Annotated in this window: 19 protein-coding genes and 1 pseudogene; 2 read left to right on the forward strand and 18 right to left on the reverse strand. The window is 37.9% G+C overall.

The features are described 5' to 3' along the window. Positions 1-84: 84 nt before the first annotated feature. The 14 genes and pseudogenes from HOD97_02485 to HOD97_02550 form a co-directional block, all read right to left on the reverse strand. Positions 85-549: an Rrf2 family transcriptional regulator gene (locus tag HOD97_02485; protein ID MBT4280480.1), complete on the reverse strand. Its 465-nt coding sequence runs from the start codon at positions 547-549 to the stop codon at positions 85-87. A 151-nt stretch (positions 550-700) separates the two neighbouring features. After that, positions 701-3,547, reverse strand: a complete 2,847-nt coding sequence (locus tag HOD97_02490) for a molybdopterin-dependent oxidoreductase (protein ID MBT4280481.1) — start codon at positions 3,545-3,547, stop codon at positions 701-703. A gap of 81 nt (positions 3,548-3,628) precedes the next feature. Then, entirely contained in the window at positions 3,629-4,030 is a 402-nt protein-coding gene (locus tag HOD97_02495) for a GxxExxY protein (GenBank protein MBT4280482.1), read from the reverse strand. A 34-nt stretch (positions 4,031-4,064) separates the two neighbouring features. Next, entirely contained in the window at positions 4,065-5,672 is a 1,608-nt protein-coding gene (nrfD, locus tag HOD97_02500) for a polysulfide reductase NrfD (GenBank protein ID MBT4280483.1), read from the reverse strand. 145 nt (positions 5,673-5,817) lie between these two features. After that, positions 5,818-6,813, reverse strand: coding sequence for a hypothetical protein (locus HOD97_02505; GenBank protein MBT4280484.1), 996 nt, complete (start codon positions 6,811-6,813; stop codon positions 5,818-5,820). A 38-nt stretch (positions 6,814-6,851) separates the two neighbouring features. Further along, positions 6,852-6,938: pseudogene (locus tag HOD97_02510) on the reverse strand (ligand-binding protein SH3). Between the two features lie 66 nt (positions 6,939-7,004). Further along, positions 7,005-8,006 carry a tetratricopeptide repeat protein gene (locus tag HOD97_02515; protein MBT4280485.1) on the reverse strand — a complete coding sequence of 334 codons (1,002 nt, stop codon included), beginning with the start codon at positions 8,004-8,006 and terminating at the stop codon, positions 7,005-7,007. Between the two features lie 130 nt (positions 8,007-8,136). Continuing rightward, positions 8,137-8,871: a hypothetical protein gene (locus tag HOD97_02520; GenBank protein ID MBT4280486.1), complete on the reverse strand. Its 735-nt coding sequence runs from the start codon at positions 8,869-8,871 to the stop codon at positions 8,137-8,139. Between the two features lie 70 nt (positions 8,872-8,941). After that, the gene (locus HOD97_02525; GenBank protein ID MBT4280487.1) at positions 8,942-10,054 is read right to left on the reverse strand and encodes a 4Fe-4S cluster-binding domain-containing protein; all 1,113 of its coding nucleotides are present in this window, start codon (positions 10,052-10,054) and stop codon (positions 8,942-8,944) included. A 91-nt stretch (positions 10,055-10,145) separates the two neighbouring features. Then, positions 10,146-11,102 (reverse strand): lipoate--protein ligase family protein, encoded by a 957-nt coding sequence (locus tag HOD97_02530; GenBank protein MBT4280488.1) that lies wholly within the window; start codon positions 11,100-11,102, stop codon positions 10,146-10,148. 72 nt (positions 11,103-11,174) lie between these two features. After that, complete coding sequence (locus HOD97_02535; protein MBT4280489.1) at positions 11,175-11,543, reverse strand: endonuclease domain-containing protein; 369 nt, start codon at positions 11,541-11,543, stop codon at positions 11,175-11,177. Positions 11,544-11,613: 70 nt separating this feature from the next. Beyond that, positions 11,614-12,705: a radical SAM protein gene (locus tag HOD97_02540; GenBank protein ID MBT4280490.1), complete on the reverse strand. Its 1,092-nt coding sequence runs from the start codon at positions 12,703-12,705 to the stop codon at positions 11,614-11,616. A gap of 148 nt (positions 12,706-12,853) precedes the next feature. After that, a complete protein-coding gene (locus HOD97_02545; GenBank protein MBT4280491.1) occupies positions 12,854-13,861 on the reverse strand; it encodes a radical SAM protein in 1,008 nt (335 codons plus the stop codon). Then, complete coding sequence (locus HOD97_02550; protein MBT4280492.1) at positions 13,858-14,958, reverse strand: hypothetical protein; 1,101 nt, start codon at positions 14,956-14,958, stop codon at positions 13,858-13,860. The genes HOD97_02545 and HOD97_02550 overlap by 4 nt, the downstream gene beginning before the upstream one ends. A gap of 58 nt (positions 14,959-15,016) precedes the next feature. Between HOD97_02550 and HOD97_02555 the strand changes: the two genes are divergently transcribed. Together HOD97_02555 and HOD97_02560 are read left to right on the forward strand one after the other, a co-directional pair. Further along, complete coding sequence (locus HOD97_02555; protein ID MBT4280493.1) at positions 15,017-15,250, forward strand: hypothetical protein; 234 nt, start codon at positions 15,017-15,019, stop codon at positions 15,248-15,250. Beyond that, positions 15,207-15,518: a type II toxin-antitoxin system RelE/ParE family toxin gene (locus HOD97_02560; protein ID MBT4280494.1), complete on the forward strand. Its 312-nt coding sequence runs from the start codon at positions 15,207-15,209 to the stop codon at positions 15,516-15,518. Before HOD97_02555 ends, HOD97_02560 begins: the two co-directional genes overlap by 44 nt. Positions 15,519-15,536: 18 nt before the next feature. Here HOD97_02560 and HOD97_02565 read toward each other — a convergent pair whose 3' ends face one another. The 4 genes from HOD97_02565 to HOD97_02580 form a co-directional block, all read right to left on the reverse strand. After that, a complete protein-coding gene (locus HOD97_02565) occupies positions 15,537-16,598 on the reverse strand; it encodes a hypothetical protein (protein ID MBT4280495.1) in 1,062 nt (353 codons plus the stop codon). Between the two features lie 94 nt (positions 16,599-16,692). Then, on the reverse strand, positions 16,693-17,844 hold the full coding sequence (locus tag HOD97_02570; protein MBT4280496.1) for a lipoate--protein ligase family protein: 1,152 nt from the start codon (positions 17,842-17,844) through the stop codon (positions 16,693-16,695). Then, positions 17,841-18,275 carry a glycine cleavage system protein H gene (locus tag HOD97_02575; protein MBT4280497.1) on the reverse strand — a complete coding sequence of 145 codons (435 nt, stop codon included), beginning with the start codon at positions 18,273-18,275 and terminating at the stop codon, positions 17,841-17,843. Before HOD97_02575 ends, HOD97_02570 begins: the two co-directional genes overlap by 4 nt. 77 nt (positions 18,276-18,352) lie before the next feature. Further along, positions 18,353-20,296 (reverse strand): (Fe-S)-binding protein (locus HOD97_02580; GenBank protein ID MBT4280498.1); only part of this gene is annotated, 1,944 nt, incomplete at its 5' end.

Below are 20,296 nucleotides of genomic sequence, written 5' to 3' on the forward strand. Positions count from 1 at the left end.
CCGGGTCGCTTTGGGGAAAAGCCAAACCCTGAATCAGAAAAACAGTTATAATAAAATAGGTGAATTTTGAAAGTGGTTTTATTTTCATGCTTCCTGCTCTTGTTTTTTATTCATGAGAGAAATGATATCCAGCTTGGACTGCAGCTCTTCACTGAACTGATTGATGTTCTTTTGTTCAAATATTTTTGAGATTTCTGTTTTAGCCTTACCCCAATCATGGTGAACGGGACACGGACTTTCATCTGAACAAAATGGAAATCCAATAATACATCCTTCTAAAAATCCGTCGCCATCAATAATCCGTATAATATGATCTAATGTGATTTTGCTCCCGTTCTGATTGATGACAAATCCACCGTTGATACCTTTATGAGAAAGTATTAAATCGTGTTTAACCAAAATTTGTAAAACTTTTCCCAAAAAGTGGTTTGGGATATCCAACGCGCTTGCAATATCTCGTTGAAAAACTGGACTATTTTTTGGTTGTCCTGCTAAATACATGACCGCCTGAATGGCGTATTGCGACGATTTGGATAGTATGTTTGACATGTTTTCTTTACTTAAAGATAATCAGACCTGTTTGTCTGATGGTAGATATTAAGGAATATAAGATACGTTTATCAAGTTATATTTTTATTTTCATTTTTATTAAAGCTTGAGTTACGAGTTTTCATCTCCAATTTATTATGATAATCAAGGTTCATTTAATATAAAACTGCTCTTTTTGTGGTGTCAATGGTCGCCCCATCCAAAGCGGTCTTCGTAAACTATCTGGATGTGTTTCTCGTTCTTTGGCCCATTCATTCCATTTTTTAAAATGTTCGAATGATTTATTCGTATCCACAAAAACATCCCCATATTTCTCGCCGGATTCCGGCTTGGATATACTCACTTTTTGAAGCCAACAATGGGCACCAGAAATAGGATCAGGATTTGCTGCATGCGTGATATTCTGATGAACACCCCCATCTCTCCACCAAACGCGATTGGTATCAGGATCATCCGTTTCCCAAGGTTCAACCCCTTTCACTGTTTCCATCTTCCACTGTCCATCACCCATGTTTTTAATATCAACCGTATTCGTCATGTAGCGATTTCCCTCATCCTGCTGGCGGCGCCATCTTCCAATATGATGTGAGCAGGCCACTACGCCAGGTTTAATGGATTCTGTCACCCAAACTTTATCCACAAACCAACCAATAGGTGTGGTTATTTTAAGTAAATCTCCATTATCTACGCCAAGGCGTTTTGCATCTTTGGTATGAATCCAAATGGGATTTTTATGGGCAATCTCTGTGAGCCATTTCGCATTAGCAGAGCGAGAATGAATATGAGTAGGTAATCTGAAATTTGGTAATAATACACATTCATTTTTACTCGTGTCCATTTCGTCTGGATGCACATGGCTCTTAATTCGATATCCCGGTGTCGCATGTTCCGGATAACCAAAATCCACCATAGTTTGAGAATAAATTTCTTGTCGTTTAGATGGTGTAGGAAATCCACCAAAACTCTTTCCATCCACTTGAATGCCAACGATATTGCCATCTTTTTCAATTTGGCCGTTCTCTTTCACGGTGGCGCCATTCATAGTGTCTTCATTCACAAGATCTTCATTTTTCACATACACTTCAGGATCCACCATAAAAGCGCCAAACTTTCGCATGTATTCTAATGCAGATAATCCTTCTTTCTCCGCCACTTCTGGCAAGCCATTCGTATGTTCGAAAATGTATTGATAATATTCGTCAACATTGATTTTTTCACCGTCTCGATATGGGCTCATAAAATGCTTCCGAATCCCCAAATCGCCATCTTTGTCAATTCGCCAGGAAAGCTCAATCCAGAATTCATCTTCTTCCCATACTTCACCGGGATTTACTTCATAGGTGAATTCCACTTCTTTTCCATCACGGCGAGCTTTTTCTCTCAATACCGGTTGACGAAATGCAATCCAAACACCCGCTTGCGTTTCGTAAGAATTAATATCATGCCGCTCGGATGCGTGCCCCATGGGCAATACATAATCAGCAAAAAACGCGGTCTCATTCCACGTGGGAGTTAATGCAATATGGCACCCAACTTTTTCTGCATCAGATAACATTTCTATCCAAGAAAATCCATCGGGATAAGTCCACACCGGATTAAATACACGGGTGAAATACACATCCATTGTTCCACGGCCATCTTTGATTAAATGAGGTAAAATTTGGCTCATTTCATAATGCGTGAGCGTATATTCTTTCGGCCAAGCCAATTCATTCCACGCATCCGGTCCTGGTGGCACATCAAAAAATTCCGGATGAAATTTATTCCAAGCACTGGGGGATGTTCCCCCTTCTGTTCCGACAGAGCCAGTGAGCACATTCAGTAAATGAAGCGTCCGAGACACTTGCCATCCACCGAGATTCCCGATAGAAGCGCCACGCCACACATGAGTGGATAATTTACTCCCCGCTTTGCCAACCATCTTCGCCACGCGAATAATTTGATCTGCATCAATTTGCGCTTCTTTTGCTGCATATTCCGGTGTGAATTCTGCCCATTCTTCACTCAATCGTTTGATGAATTGATCAAACTCAATCGAGTCGTCCGGATGCAAATTCTTGAGATAATCATCCCAATTCACCCAGTTTTCCATATAATGACGATCATACAAGCCTTCGTCTAAAATAATTTTTGCCATAGCCAAATAAACGGCCGATTCACTGCCGGGATAGGTAGGCATCCATTCATCCGCCATAGACGCTGTATTGGATAGACGCGGATCCATCACAATGAGCTTGGCCCCTTTCATCATACCTTCCATAATGCGTTGGGCATGTGGATTAAAATAATGTCCCGTTTCCAAATGAGACGACGCGAGTAAAATAACTTCCGCATTGGTATGGTCCGGACTTGGACGATCGTATTTATGCCACATAGCATAACCGGCACGCGCACCAGCCGAACAAATATTTGTGTGGGAATTATGGCCATCCACTCCCCACGCTTTTAACACCCGTTCTGCATATCCTTCATGCCCGGGGCGTCCCACATGGTAAACAACTTTTTCTTTACTTTTCCGTAAAGATTTAGCAATTTTTTCTGAAATTTCGTCCAATGCTTGATCCCAAGTGATGCGTTCCCACTTGCCTTCGCCTCGCTCACCCACTCGTTTCATGGGATATAAAATCCGTTCCGTATCATTTATTTGGTTGATGGTTGCGGGACCTTTTGCGCAATTCCGTCCGCGACTCCCGGGATGATGTGGATTTCCTTCAAATTTCCGAACTTCATTTGAATCTTTATCAATATAAGCCAAAAGACCGCACGCTGATTCGCAATTGAAACAAGTGGTAGGCACTATGGAATAATGTCGTTCTTTTTTCTCCGGCCACGCTTTTGGGTCTAATTCTGTAAAATCATTCCATTCATCCGGTTCAGGGTATTTATACAATTCCCGGGGACCTTCCATAGCAAATTCTTCGGACCAATCAGGTCGGTCTGATATTTTAGGAATAAGTCCTAATGATTCTGAAAATGTTTCTATCCAACTACGTTTCATATTTTTATCCTGCCACTAAGGCACGAAGACACAAAGTTATTATGATTCTTTCTTCGTTCTTTGTTGTCTTTCTGGTTATTTCTATAAAATGATTCTCTTAATTCCATTTTTAATCAATGGGACATTAAAATTGATTAAAAAGCCCAATCGCTTATCCATTAATTTTAAATGGCTTAATACTTGTGCTTGCCAAACTGTATTCATTTCATCAACAGCTTTTAATTCACAAATAATCTGTCCTTCAACGAAAACATCTAATCTTAATCCTTCATCAAAAGTTATCCCATCATAAACAATAGGGATCTCGACCTGACGTTTTACTTTTAACCCACGCTTTCTTAATTCATGGCAAAATGCAATTTCATAAATTTTTTCTAATAATCCTGGACCAAGATTCTTATGAACCGAAAATGCTGAATCCACTATTTTGGAAGCAATATCTTCTGTTTTAGCCGATAATTTTGTATGGTGTTTTTTATCCATTTTTTCTTCGTGTTTTTGTGTCTTCGTGGCTAACTCAACTTAATGGTATCATTTGCGGCACACGAATCCTCACAAATTCTGTTAAATAAATTCCAATTAATGCACATCCACTCGCAATTAAAGTCATACTTGGATAATTATTCAGCAACACGATTGGCATTACACTTCCTATCACAATTCCTGCCCAGAAATATTTGGAATAATATCCTTTTGTCATGAGCTGGATGGCTTTTTTTGTATCGGGCGTATCATGGGGCAATAAAATTTCTTTCGACATGATAATACTATTCGCAACAATGGCCCATAATAATGTATCGGCCATGGATGGAATCAATTCCGGCGATATGAACATGAGTGAAACTGTCCCTGCCATGACGGCGTGAACCAACATGTGAACGGCTGACAATTCAGTGGACTGCCATAAATCTCTCGATCGAGCTTGACCAAATAAGAACGCAGTATAAACCGCACCAAGTATGGCAAAAATGGCACCAACTGCCCATAACCAAGTCCAACCAAGTCCAAAATAATAATCAACGAATTTCAATGTGACCAGTCCGCCAAATCCTGTAATAATGTAAGCACCACGAACCAGCCATGATTTCCACTGTGGACGAAGTAATACATATAAGAATCGATCGGGTCGATCTAAATCTTTCACTAAAAATGCACCCGTTAATCCCATAAATATCAATGTAGTTATGAGTCCTGCCAATTCAGTGGACGGATCAATACTTCCATTTAAATATTGCCATATTGCCATCATTAAGAATGTGCCCGTGGCAATGGCTTTTGTCCAGACATAGGCAGGCACTTCCCATCCCCAAAGGACACCCTTACTTGGTGAATCATACACTCGCCGTGCTTTTTGCGAATCCATATCTTCTTGAATTTCTTTCGCTACATTATCGATGGCACGTTGGTCAATGGGTTTACCAGATCTGGCCGAATTCTCCATAGCCAATTGGACTAATAAATTTCCCGTATCTGAATCCGCCAATCTCTGATCGGCATATTTCGCATAATGTCCCACACCCGCTGATTGCTCTGACCATAAATATTTTCCATCTCGTTCTGTAGCATTGGGATCCAACATTTCTTTCGTCCCGTTCACATAATACAAATTGGGGTCAGTCATTTTTTCCGGTTTCCGCGTCATTGTTTCTTCATTGGCTACCAGTTGAGCAATTTTTGAATTCGTATCATCTAAATCACCGGAAACAATCGCTTCTACAGGACATACCACCACACAAGCCGGTTCGTAACCACCATCAACACGATGGGCGCAATAATTACATTTCGCTGCAGTATTTGTATTTGGGTCGATATACAATGCATCATAGGGACACGCCTGCATGCACGATTTACATCCGATGCAGCGATCGTTGTCAAAATCAACAATACCATCAGCTCGAGTATGAAGCGCCGTCGTTGGGCATATTTCTACACAAGGTGCATCCGCACAATGGTTGCATCTATGAACTGAAAATTCCCGAGTATTATTGGGGTATTCCCCTTTTTCAATATATTTCACATGGGTGCGATTAACACCAATAGGAACATCGTGCTCACTTTTGCAAGCAACGGTGCAGGCATGACAGCCAATGCACATTCTATTATCTATTACAAATCCGTAATTCATATTTTTTGCCATAAAGACTCAAAGACACAAAAGACTAAAATATTTAAAAACTATTTTATGAATCTTCAAACTATTTTGGGCTTTTTCTTTTTATTTAATTCCTATTGATTATCTTTTATTCGTGTCTTGGAGCCTTCGTGGCTAATCAATCTTCAAATAGGTCTTCAATACTTCCAGAAATAATCCCCGGAATCATGGTGTATTTTGCAAAGGCTGCATAGCCCGAATCCCAATAATACAATTGCATCCGCCACATTTGCCCGTATTGAACCGCTTTTACTTTACGTCCATCTTTATACGCGATTATTTCAACAGGGTGGGCCGATGTATGATCAATTCCAGGTAATGGAGAATCATTAGATTTACCATTGCTCCTGAAATCAGAATTAATGCTGGTAGTTCGATTTTCTGTATAATCATTCGTAACTCCGAAATAAACAGCATCTTTAAAATCAATTTTAGAAATAATTCGCCAACCATCACATTCTTCTGGACCACCATCTTTACTACCATTGATAATTGATTCTACTTTTGAGACAGCGGCTTCCATTGTTTTTTCTTTAAACAATACATCCTGCGAACTTTCCCAATTTCTCCACATAGCCATCATTTTAGCGGGACCATCCCCATTAAAATCATTCAAATCATCTTCATCTCTTAAAGGTGGTTGTTGTTCAGACACAACTTGACCCGGAACATTCGCAACGACAGCTTTCATTTCATCAGCTACACTCTTTGCACTGTTGAGTAAGGCTGTATATGATTTTGAATCTTCATAAAAAACCATAGCATGCGCTACTGGGTTTGTCATATTAATGTATGTTTTACGGCCTTTCCCATATTCATAAATTGCGACACGTAACACTTGAGCTGAAATGGTATTTGGTTCTTCATTTTCAGCTACTTTCATGTAATTTGGGGACGTCAATAAATATAACCGAGATTTCTGCCCATCTATATCGGATGAATTAAAATCATATTTTGAATGAAGCGTTAAGTTGGATTCACCCAATGCAGTTTCAAATGCTATCGTCGTTTCTTCAAAAGAGCCGGATGCGTTCAATATTTTTTCGAAAATGCCAATATCCGGACCGGCAAAAAGAAGTTGGCAAAGTGTAAAAATGATTAATGGAATTCTCATAAGGATTCTCCTTTATTTAAATGAATGATGATACGAAACTAACCGTATAACTCTTTTGCTTTTTTGGCTGCTTTAGCTTCTTCTTCTGAATATCCTTTCCCTGACCAAAGCATATCGTAATTTATGGTTACAACGCCATCATGTGGAAATCCCGGTATTAATTCAGCCATTTTTTTACTCCTTGTATGTTCTTATAACCAATGAAACCCATGATCCAATCCCCACTGTTTCGCTGAGACATCTCCCCAATAGGCGGATTGCCTAAAGAAATGAGTCGCTTCATCAAGTTGGTTTTTTGCTTCATAAATGGCTCCAAGACAATTGTATGATTTTGTATGTTTTTCATTTAATTCTATGGCTTGATTATAAGCAATAATCGCCTTTTCTTTCAGATTCAATTTTTCAAAAGTTTGTCCAAGTTGATAATGGGGCTTTGCATTTTTTAATTCAATATGTGTAGCATTTTTATATGAATCTAATGCTTGTTCAAATTCTCCATTTTTATAGTGAGCCAATCCTTTTTTCATAAATGCTCTATAATGGTTTGGATAAAGTTTAACGACTTCATTATAGGCATAAATTGCATTTTCATACTGACCTATATTTTGGAATGTATTCCCCAACGCATACAATGCTCTACCATGATATGCATCAAGTTTCAAGCAAGATTGATATGAGACAATCGCTTTGTCTAATTCTCGATTATGCACATGAGTGTTTCCGAGATTATACCAAGCATTGGCATAATTTGGATTTATCTCGATGGCTTTATTAAAGGATTCTATTGCCTGATTAAACCGACTGTCCGCATCATAGGTTACGCCCAAATTATTCATGGCTTCTGTATGGTTGGATTTCAATGAAATAGCTTTTTCGTAATGATGGACAGAAGATGTATAATCTTTTTTTCGGTAAAAACAATTTCCTAAATAATATTGACATTGTGCATTATGGGGTTGAAGAGCATAAGCTTCATTAAAATAATGAATAGCATTGTCAAATCGTTTGCCACGATAAGCAAATAAGCCTTTTTGAAACCAATCCATGGATTCCAATGCATCATGGCTTTCTTGGGTATTGGGACTTGGCAAAGATTCATCCAATAAACTATTTGTAATGGCAAATACATTAGACAATACATGAATGTCTGTGGTTTCTACATAAGCGATGGCATTGGGTTGTGATTTATTCATTATTTCTAACCCCTTTGTGTTTCCCCTGTGACAGGGGAAAAAGATCTAATTTTCAATTGAAATCCTTTTTTATCTCCCCTGCAATAGGGGAGAATTAAAGTGGGGTTATAATAGATAAATACACCAAATTTCATATGATGGAGCTTTGTTCTATATGTTGAATTTCTTGTTCAAGTTTCCGTTTCTTTTCTTCGAAATATTCATCCCAATCGTCCAGAAGAACAACTTGAATAAATGCTTGTGAATCTTTCAATTCTTTTAAATCAGATTTAACGATATTCAATTGTGATTTAAGCCTGACAATTTCCATCTGTATTTTTTTCATGTCTTGGCTCGTTGGTGAAGATACATTTATCTGTTTTTCGTTCTCTAATGATTCCCATATCTCCCGAACGCGATTTAAATCATTCTGGTTATAAGCCGATTTAAGCTCATGAAAAGCCGCACCCGCTTCGTCTTCTAAATCATCTTCCACCATATCCGGATGACAACATTTACTTGCTTTTCTGAAAAGGTCTTTTAATTCCGTCTGTTCATCGTCCGATAAGTTCCATTGAGACTCTATTTGCGCCGCATCAAATATTTTCTGATAATCATGGAATGCTTTTCCGGCTTTATCATAAGCATGTTTCCATTCAAAATCTGTATCAGCTTTTTTCTTTAATTTATCTTTCCGCAGGGTGAGTAATTGAATGATAAGTCGACCGCATTCCTGTTGATGGCGAATATTGAAATCGTGAATAAGCTTATCTAATTCAGTTTTTTCACTCTCTCTTTCCCCTAATTCTTCCCGAAGATATTCAATTTCTTTTAACCCGGATTTGATTTCAGGATTTTGCACATGAATAAGTGTGTCAGTATTCATTTTGATCGTTTAGTCGGATTAATATATAACTGCCACGAAGTCTCAAAGACACAAAGGATTATTAATTTATTCAAATTTTTTCTTCGACCCCTTGTGCCTTTGTTGCTATTTTAATTTCATTAACTCTTTTATGAATTTCAGGAAGATGTTTTACACCATTTTCATAATCTACCAATCGATTGATAAGATAAAATAAATACATACTTGTAAGCCAATTGGTGAATTCCTGTTTTGATCTCAAATGTTTTTTCATATTCAGCATCACCCAAGAAAAATGCTGCCATACATCCAGGCAGGATTCACATGAACGATCAATGCCAGTGCAACATCGTCTTGTTGTTTTGAAATCAGAATTATACGCTCGAAAATGGGGACTGTATGGATTCCCATTTTTCATTCGATCTGCATATTCCGGTAGATTTGTGCTGACGGTTGTGCATACATCATATCCCCATTGTTGACCATACAGTTCACCGGTGGAAATCACGTTAGTTAAATAGGATGATAAATAAATAAAATTCGGATAGCGCTGAATCACTTTATCAATTTCTTCTCTTACATTGTCAAATCCTTGACGATGATCCAAAGCACCACCCAGATTGTCTATATCACTGTAAAAATTAAACAACACTCTATTTCCATTCGCCACGCACTCATCCACCACCGATGCGATTTCGTGGGCATTTCCCGCAGAAACAGTATAATACCAAAAAGCTCGTGAATCATTTTTATAATTATCTAATGCAATGGAAAACAAATCACGCTTACCCTTATTTCGCAATTGTGAATCCGTTTCATGATTTCCCCAAATAGACACACCAATAGGCATATTTTCAAATCCATCTATTGGAATTGGAATGATGCCATTTGTAGATACATTCATTTTGAAATTGTCATAAATCTTTTTGAGTCTATCCAATCTTAAGCTGGGTTCACCCCCAACAATGGTCACAAAATTCGTCCCCCGTTCCAATTCTTTTTCAATAAATGAATCAAATTGGCTTTCGTCTGAAGGCGTTTTTACTTTATCCATTTCTTCAGAAAAATAATAACATCCCGCACATCGGATATTGCACTCGTCCGTTAAATCCAATGAGATAGATTTCATAGCTCCTGCTTGTCGAATCTCTTTATACAGCCGATTCAAAAACGGGTCTTGAAGGTAAGGTTTTAACGAATTCATTTAAAAACTTTCATAGACAGGATAACAGGATTTACAAGATGGTAAAAAAATATTCTTTTTATGTTTTTTCCTGTTCATCCAGTTAATTCCGTCAATTTATATATTGTTTCCCAGGCAATTTATTTTCCAATTCGGAATTTCCATTATCCAATTTTGCAGAATAAATTTTTCCATCTTCCACTCTGAAATTTCCCATTACTTTTTCCCCAGCTATATCAATTTCATCATAATGAATAAATACATTTCGGGCAATTTTTAATGGTTTTCGTTTGGATGAGCCATTCCCATCATCTATGGAATTCAAAAATGATTCTGACCGTAAAACTGCGCCGACTTGTCCCGCTCTCTCAATTTCATCAATGGTCATGCCGCCAGGATTTAGCTTCCTGCCTAAATGTATTTCATATTCGTCTATCAATTGATCTGCCAGTTTATCCATTTTGACCATAGAACCAATGTCATCCAGCGTAATAATATGGTCTTTCATGGCTTCTTTGGCTAATGCGCGAAAGGATTCATTTGGAACACTCCACACGGATGCCATCGTGTCGAAATCAAAATCAAAAAGAATATTTCCCACCACAATGCTCGCTTCGCCTATTTGACCACCACCGATTCCAGCAACTCGTTTTCCATTCATTTCTACTTCATGGCTTCCCACTAATTCTGCCTTTACATCAAAAAAATGTTTTAATGTATTCACGACAGGTGTTAGCATCATTTCATAAACTTTATTCGAATTTGCGGGCACACGACTTTTATGAAAAACGCATTGATAGAACAATTGGCTTGAGTCCAGATAAGTTCCACCACCGCCAACCTTCCTGCGTAAAATGGGAATCTCTTTCTCACCACAAACCTTTCGGTCAAATGTTTCATTTAACTTCTGATGATAACCTAAACAAACATAGGCGTCGGACGGTTGAGAAATGATGATGGTGTCCGGTGTATCTTCAGTCATGAGCTCTGCAACAGTGTGATACACCGCCTGCGTTTGCCATCCGGGAATCCGCCCCATGTGGATTAATCGTATAAATTTTTCGTTCATATTTTTATTCATTCCAAATCCCCCTATTTCCCCCTTTTCTAAAAGGGGGACTTAAAAAGGTATATCTCAAATTCATTTTTGTAATAGTTTCTTTCTTATCCAATTTTCAATATCTTGAAGGACATATTCTAATCCCTGTTTAACTTGATTATCATCAAATCGAATCACTGTAAGACCAAGTGATTCAAGAAAATCTGTTCGCCTTTGATCTTCATTTTCTCGATCATTATGACTCTCACCATCAATTTCTATCACCAATTTTAACTTTGGGCAATAAAAGTCTACAATAAATTCACCAATAGGTCTTTGACGATTAAATTGAAACCCCATCATTTGTTTTTGTTTTAATTGATTCCATAATAATACTTCTGACAATGTAGAATTATTCCGAAGATTTCTTGATAATTGCTTTAATTTTGGATTATAATAAATTTTAGCCATGCAACCAAATAGTCCCCCTTTCTAAAGGGGGATTTAGGGGGTTATCAAAAAAAGATTGTGGCATTATTATTTATGAAATACTTCCATTCAATTGCATTTGTTCTCGAATGACCGTTAATTCATCGCCAGTAGGTTTGAATGGATAATCCCGATATTCTTCCCCGGGACGATATGAACCATAAGGGCGATTGCAAGCCATTACCCCTTCTCGATCCGGACAGCCATTTGTCATAAACGGCAAACCTTCATTAATCGTATTTTGGATCAATTCTTCTTCCGATTCGATGGATTTAATAAAGCCATTCGCATCAAATTGAAATACATCCTGATCCACATTTTTTTCTTCGATGAGATGTTTTGCCAACTGGACACGGCGATGGCGTTTTATCGGTTGGCGTGTTTGATCTTGTAAAGTGGTGCCAGGTTCAGGGTTAAACGAAAATAAATAACCCGCGATTTCTTCAGATTTCAATCGATAAAACATATCTACCAAATCTCGATCTGTTTCTCCAAGCCCTACAATCAAATGACAATTCACATTCATAGGACCATAAATCTTCCGAGCCGCTCGAACCATTTCCCAATGGTATTCCCAATCATGGGGACCGCTGGCTTCTTTTCCACGGGTTTTAATAAATAATTCTTCGGTCACCGCATCCAAGCCATATCCGATAATGTCTATGCCTTCTTCCTTCAATTGCTTCAAAAATGGCACATTCATTGTAGTGGCATTCACCAATCCGGATAAAGGAACATCTGGTGCAGCCGAATGAACTTTTCGCGTAATTTCAATCAAATCATTATTCGCCCGATGATCCTGCACTTGAGAAATACAGACGCGCCCAACCGTGCTTTCTGCTTCTTTTTCCGCAATCTTTTCGGCGATTAGATCTGTAGAAAACAAAGGCCAATCCACACGGATAAAACTATTTTCTTCAGCTAATCCAGGACGTTCTCTTGCTAATCCACAATAACTGCAATTAGCAAAACAGCCTTCCGGATAATTTTGAAGCAAATTGATACATCCACAGCCACAGCCGTGAATTCGACCCGGTTTAAGCCCCAATTCTATAGCAGCCGCCATACTAATCCGCACATAATCCGGACTAATATTTAACAATTCTGCTTGTTCTTGTGATGATAATTTTAATTGTTCGTTCATATCTTCCTTTTTTTGACAGGATTAACGGGATTTACAAGATGTCTAAAAAGAAATGTCATTTTCTTTATGACCATTCTATTCTAATCCCAAGTCTGTTTTTTTAAACTATTTTAATCCTGTTTTATCCTGTTATCCTGTCCATATTTATTTACCAAGTAACGCCACAGCAGGCATTAATAAATGATGGTTCTAATCCTTTTTCTTTCGCATATCCCACGATGCCTTCTGATGGAAATGCAATTCCGTTCAATCCGGCATTTATGGCGGATTTATCGATGTCAATTTTCATATTCCCTAATGGGCGGGCACATCCCAATAATATTGGCGTTGTTGGTAGCGATAATCTTGCTGTTTCAAAAAACTCACCAATTTCATCCATGGATGGGGGAACGACACCTTCCATGCCCGTGCCTGTAAGCGGTAATAAAATCACCAGCACTAAAATCTTCGGTGGAACCTTTTTGATTATATCCAAAGCTGCCCATTCACCATTCATTTTCCCGAAATAATGTCCCAAAACAATGTGGGGAATGGCAGGAATTTTGTGGTGTTGTAATCGCGCCAACACCGCTTCGTAATCAGACGGTGATGCATCTAAATGATAGACATCAGAAATGGTTTCCTGGTCGCCAATAATATCCAGCATTACACCATCCACGCCCACATCTGCCAATGCTTTACACGTTTCTTCGTTTGGCAAGCCGGGATGAACCCGAATTACCATTCCCAATTCACTGCGAATGCGTTTCATATCGTCTATATGCTGAAGTAATGGCACTTGATTTTTAATATTACTTCCACCGGAAACTAAAATTCCTTTTGCACCTTTATTCTTTAAATCCTTTGCCATATCAAACAGGCTCCCGCCAAATGAAGGTAAATCCAACATATTGTCCAACATTTTGGTATTACAGTGTTCGCAACTCAGCGCACATTTATTTCCCGTAACGCTGATGGAAACAAACTCTTTCAAGGAACCGGAAAATTCAGATGTAGAATGTGGTTTTAGTCCGGGACCGTAAAAAGTAATCTCATTTGGAAAATTTTCTTTTCTTATTTCAAAAGGGGTCTGGACAGGATTAACTGGATGAACAGGATTTTCACCATTTAGATTATTGGATTGGTGGATTGGTGGATTGATGGTAGTGTTATTCATTTCACTCTAATTTTTGTTTTCATAATTCTTGGTTTAGTTTTACTATAATCTTCGAAATAAATATGCTCTTTATCAAAACCTAACGGCCATCCAGGCAATTGTATTTCGCCATAGTATTTTTCCAAATCTTTGGAATAAACCTGACACCAATATTCATTTTTCAGTTGATTTTCATTTTGCACGATAATTTCATCTGACCATGGATTTTTCATTTGAAAATTGTTTTTATAAATGGTCAATATATAATTCTGATATTCAAAAATACGATGCATGGACGATTTACCATTCATCCATTCAAATAAATTTGACAAATCACCACGACAGAAATAATCTTCGGTAAATCCTTTTACGACAGGTGTAAAGTGAGTCCCCTTAACACCCGCCATTCCTTGAAAATCGAAATTTAAATTATATTTCCGGATGTAAGGTGAAATACCTACAAATTGAAAAATCTTGTCATCAACAAAAATGGAACGGCTGTAATCTAATACTGAATAGCCATTGAGATATTCTTTTGGTAAAAAAGTCCCCTTTGAAATTCTTTTCATCTTTGGGAATGTAAATGTATTTAACAATGATTTCTTTGTTACATCTGCACCCCAATATTCAAGACTATCCGAACCGGAAATAATAAATGTAGAATCGTTTACAAAATAAAAATTACTCCCTGTAATAACAAAATCATCATCAAAATCAGCCCAAACTCCCAGATATTTTCCGCGTTCATCGTATTCTGTAATATTATGACTTGTGATATTTGGAATTAAGACATGGTCATTTTTTTGTATCAAAACATTTGTTATGCCATGTGTAGAAAATTCATTATGTATAGCGTGTAGCTTTTTGCCGAACTTATCAAAAACATGGACGGTTTCATTCGTATGATCAGCAATATAAATACGGTTATTTTTCCCAAAATGAAATGTTCTGAATTGTTGCTTTATCCATTTTGGTTCTTCAATTTTTGTGAATCCTATCTTCTCTAATAATATTTTATTATCATCAGAAATTTGTAAATATGATGCACAAGAAAAATTCAGAATTATCGCTATAAAAAGAAATGAGTATTTGAATCGTATTTTGACAATATGTTGCATTGTGTTGCGTATTGTTACTATATGTAGTAATTTGTCCATATCAATAAAAGGATTAACCATGGGTCAACATGCCATCAGAATCGATTCTGAATTATTTAAAACAGCAAAATCTACTGCCGATGTAGAACATCGGTCTGTGCCGAAACAGATTGAATATTGGGCAAAAATCGGACGCATTTCTATCGAGAACCCTGATTTATCATACAAAATGATTCACGATATTTTGCTGGGACTGTCTCAAGCAGAAAATGGCGAAACGGAAGACTACAATTTTGGCTCGTTCGAAGATTAAAGTTCGAGCTACGCCTTTGTTTAAAAGGCAGGCAAAAAAATTGTTTAAGCATACCAAGAAAGAATTGGATGAGCAAATAAAGGCTATAATTAAAAACCCAACAATTGGTGACAGAAAACATGGTGATTTGGCTGATGTTTTTGTTCATAAGTTTAAAATTAAAACGAATTTGTTTTTGCTTGCATATACTTTTGACCCTAAAACCAGAACCTTAATCATGATTGGTTCTCATGAAAATTTTTATAGAGATTTGAAAAAATATAGATAGGGTAATTCCTTAACATTTTCATTTCACTCTGATTTTTGTTTTCATAATTCTTGGTTTCTTTTTACTCAAATCTCTGAAATAGATATAATGAGAATCTCTTCCGATAGGCATTTCCGGCAATTGAATTTCACCGTAGTATTTTTCCAAATCTTTGGAATAAACCTGACACCAATATTTGTCACCATCTTCAAAGACTTCACGATACAAAACGCAGGAATAATTTCCATGTTCAAATAAATCTATTGTGCGAGAATTACGCATAATCCAGTTTTGGAATGATTCTCCATCTTTGTCAAAATCCCAATATCCAAAATTGGGCTTATTTTCTAAATCTCCCAATTTATAATGCTCGCCCTGCACGCCTTTATTTCCCACATATTCCAAATCAAGATTTAATTCTCTTACAAAAGGTGATGTTGCCACAATATAAAAAAGACTACTGTCCACCATAATGGATTTAGAAAAAGCCCATGTCATTCCACCGCCATCATAACCTGGACCAATTGAACCCCCAAGCGTTTGAAAATCTGTTTCGGGGTATTGAAACTTACCAAAAAGCATTTGATTTTTCCCAATCCATCCATGACCGGAAACAATCAATAGACTATCCGAAAGGATATGAATATTATGACCATAAGGTGAATACTTTTGGCTTTCCCTAAAATTCCAATACCATTTATCTGTTATTTTCCCATTCTTTTCAAAAATAAGAAAACCAAGATCCAATCTAAAATCTTCATTATTTGTAAAATATTCTCCAATAATGTTGTCACCATGGAACAAATGTAATTCTCCCAAATGTTTATAAAATATATCAGGACTTGTATCAAAAACCTTCTTCCCCTTCTTATTAAACCCAACAATTTCTTGACTATTTCCTTTCCAGATATACACATTCCCGTTATCTAAAAATGAAATGGATGTGTGGTATTGATTTAATAGTTCCGGTTCTTCAATTTTCCAAATTCCATCTTTTTTTAATAATATCTTACCGTTATCAGAAGTTGATAGTGTTCCAAGAGAAATGCAGCCCGAAAACATCAGCGCCGTTAAAATTGCAATTGGTAATATTTTTCTCATTCTTATCTCATCTTTGCGAAAGTTTTTTTACTTCCGCAAAGTTTTGTTTTTCCAAACATCCAATAATCCAGTAATACATTATTCCAGTTTTTCTTCATTCCTTTTCTCCAACTGTTTGCCCCGGCGATACAAAACAGCCATATGGATCAGAAGATGTTTTTCGTGCCATTATTTCTGCTTTTTGAATGGCGGACGACAGAGCTTTGATTAAAGATTCTATTGGTAAATTTGCTAAATCGCCTGACCAGCGTTCATACACTTGAGACAAAGTTTCGTGGAGAGATGATTCCTGGCTTGAATGCCAGCGCAAACTTTGCTCTAAATCTGCAATGGCATGTTCTGATGTAAAAAAGTCCCCGCCGATGAAAGCTGATTTTATCATTTTCCCCGCAAGCACAATGCGAATATCTAGAAGACCACCTTCGGTTTTAATAATAGATTTTCCGATTGCGTCTGCCACATCTGTAGATTGGAATATCCAATTTGAATCCATGTATTTATCTTTTTCTAATTGACGAATTTCATTCATCTCACCGTCGGTATAATCACTTAATTCTATATTGACATCAAAAGCACTTTTATATCCATTTAGAATAGTTTTTCGAATCTCATTCAAGGTTAAACTTTGCGGAAGTTTAAAACTTGCGCAAAGTTCTCGTCGAACCGTTGTTGTTCTTTCTCCCACAGTAGCAATTTCTTTATCAGATATTTTTTCGAAGGGTGTTTGTAAAACATTGAGCATATAAGCCACATCTAAATCCACTAATAAAGATGCATGAAATAACAATCCGCCAGTAGCTGTTTTATGCAAACCCAATCCGGCGATCTTTAACCCATTAACTTCTAAATCATTCTTACGGCGAAATTCAACTTTGATTCCTAACGTGTTCAACCCGGATATTATTCCTTGGGAAAATTGTGACATTCGTTCTCGAACACTGGCATACGATTCATCGGATTTCCCCGGTATTGCCAAAGCTACACCTAATTGGTTTTCCCCCATGATGATGGCACCACCGCCGGTTGGTCTTCGGTTAACAGGGATTTTATTTTGAGCGCAGTAATCCAAATTCAATTCATTTTCAATCGTCTGGAATCGCCCTACCAATGCGCATGGTTGGTATGTATAAAGTCGAAGTGTGGGTAGAGATGTGCCGGTGCCAACTCGCGTAGCGAGCACTTCATCCGCAGCCAATCCAGCGGATGCAGTTACACGGTTATTTTCAATATACCGCCAAGTGTTCACCCAGCCATGCCTTGGGTTTCAAATCGTTCTATTTCAGATTCCATCCATCCGGGTAGCGCATCACCAGAGACCATCGCACTTGATTCTTCTGCCCAATTAGCAGGTTCAATTTTAATCAACCACCCCTTTTCAAAAGGGTCTTCGTTTATCAACAACGGATTTTGCAATACAGCATCATTTTGTTCAACAACAATTCCTGAAATTGGGGCGAAAAGTTCACCTGTCATTTTTGCCGCTTCCATGGAACCCATGACTTTCCCCATTTCTATGGGCGTTCCTACAGCCGGTAGAGTTAAATAAGCCATTTCGCCCAGGGAATCCAAACCCAATTCATCCATGCCAATAGTTATGCGTCCATCTTCTTCTTGTTTAGACCAAAGATGGTTGCTGTTGTAAAAACGATCGGATTCAAAGTTAAATTGTTTCTTCATAATTTTCCTATTTTAGACGGGATAACAGGATTGACAAGATATTAATTTTAGCTTTTCTATTTTTAGTTTTTAATTTTTTAATTATCCTGTTCATCCTGTAATCCTGTCAATTTTTCTTCAGGTAAATCCATTGCTTCAAGAACAAAATCAATAATATCCTTCACCGCCATCGTATCTTCATTTCCCGATGTTTTTGCTGCATCCGCATACATGGTCATATCTTTTGGACAGGCCACAGTAAAATTATTTACACCAACTGCGACAGCTTCTTCAATCCGATTCTCACTGGGACGTTGGGTCATATCATCATGATCCGGCAACCATATTTGTCCACCACCGGCACCACAACAAAAGCTATTTTCTTTATTTCGCGGCATTTCTACCAAGTCGATTCCACATAGTTTCATCACATCGCGGGGATCATCATAGATACCATTGTATCGCCCTAAATAACAGGGATCGTGATAGGTCGCTTTAATATCCAATTTTTTCTTCAGCTCAATATCGCCATTTTTGATGAGTTCCAACAATAATGTGGAATAATGTTTCACGGGATAATTCCCACCCCTTTCTGGATATTCATTTTTCAATGAATTAAATGTATGGGGATCGGTGGTAAAAATTTCTTCAAATTCGCATTTTTCAATCGTTTCTATATTTTGTTCTGCCAGAACGTCAAATAGTCCTTCTTCACCAACACGTCGCACATCATTTCCTGCAGATTTTTCCTTTTTTCCCATGATACCAAAGTCCACACCGGCGGCCGTTAATACTTCTGCAACCTTCCGAGTGGTATCCTGACAATTCTGATTAAAACTGGCGAAATCACCGACATACCAAAGATATTTCACCGGTTCCTTTGTGGCATCTTTCAGTTTAAAATCTAATTTTTTAGACCATTTTGAACGACGGCGAGCTGACTCATTAAATGAATTTCCCTGTTCATCCAAACTGCGTAATACATCGGCCAATTCGTCGGGCATTTTTGCATCAAATACTTGATTTCTCCGCAGTTCCAGAATATCCATCATGGGCTCATTCCCAACAGGACACACTTCCACGCAAGCGTAGCATGTGGTACAGGCCCACATTGCATCTTCCGAAATAGCATATTCCAGCAATGATGTTTTGCCAGCCCCGTTAAATAGACCGTTCCCCTGCTCGTTGATAAAATACCGTTTATTGATTTCCAGAGCCGACGGACTCAATGGCGTTCCACTTTCGTGCGCCGGACACACTTCATGGCAACGGGTACACATAATACACGCCCATGAATCCAGCACTTGGGGCCAAGGTAAATCGGATAATGTTTTTGAACCGGGTGATGCGGAATTGGTAATGCCATCCATGGCACCCCGAGCCGTTCTGCGACCCAATGCCAAATTTACCGGTGCAATCATGAGATGGATATGTTTCGAGCGTGGAAAATATGGCAGGAACATAACAATGAGCCCCATGGCCAACCACCAGGTTACATGAATCCCCGTTTCCAATGATGCATGAGACCAATTTGAGAACATCCCAGACATGATACTGGCCGTAGGAAGCCATGAATCTGTATGACCATTTTCAGCCAAATGCATAGCCGTTCCCAACCAACGTGAGCCCACATGAATAAGAATAAAAATACCCACAATGAGTGAATCTTTTTTCAATCCGCCGGCACTAACACCGGGATGCAATTTCACATTTGCATTAAATTCCATAACTTTGGGTTTTTGAACAAAACGTCGATACAAAAAGAATACCATCCCAACCAAAACAAATACACTAAAAATATCCGCAAATACATTAAACAAATTTGCAAAAATATTATCACTTCCAATTGTGGTCCAACCTGGAACAAATGCTTCCAAAATATCATTCACATTCACCAAGAGATAAAAACTAAATCCAAAGAAAATAAATGAATGAAACATGGATACAATGGGACGTGCTTTGGCAATGGGCTTTTGCAGAAATACATCAATCAAGGCAGTAATAAACCGCCCAATGAGATTATCACTTCTATCTGCATTTGC

It is taken from the genome of Candidatus Neomarinimicrobiota bacterium, assembly GCA_018651745.1.
Taxonomy (GTDB): Bacteria; Fidelibacterota; Marinisomatia; order Marinisomatales; family TCS55; genus JAAZYX01.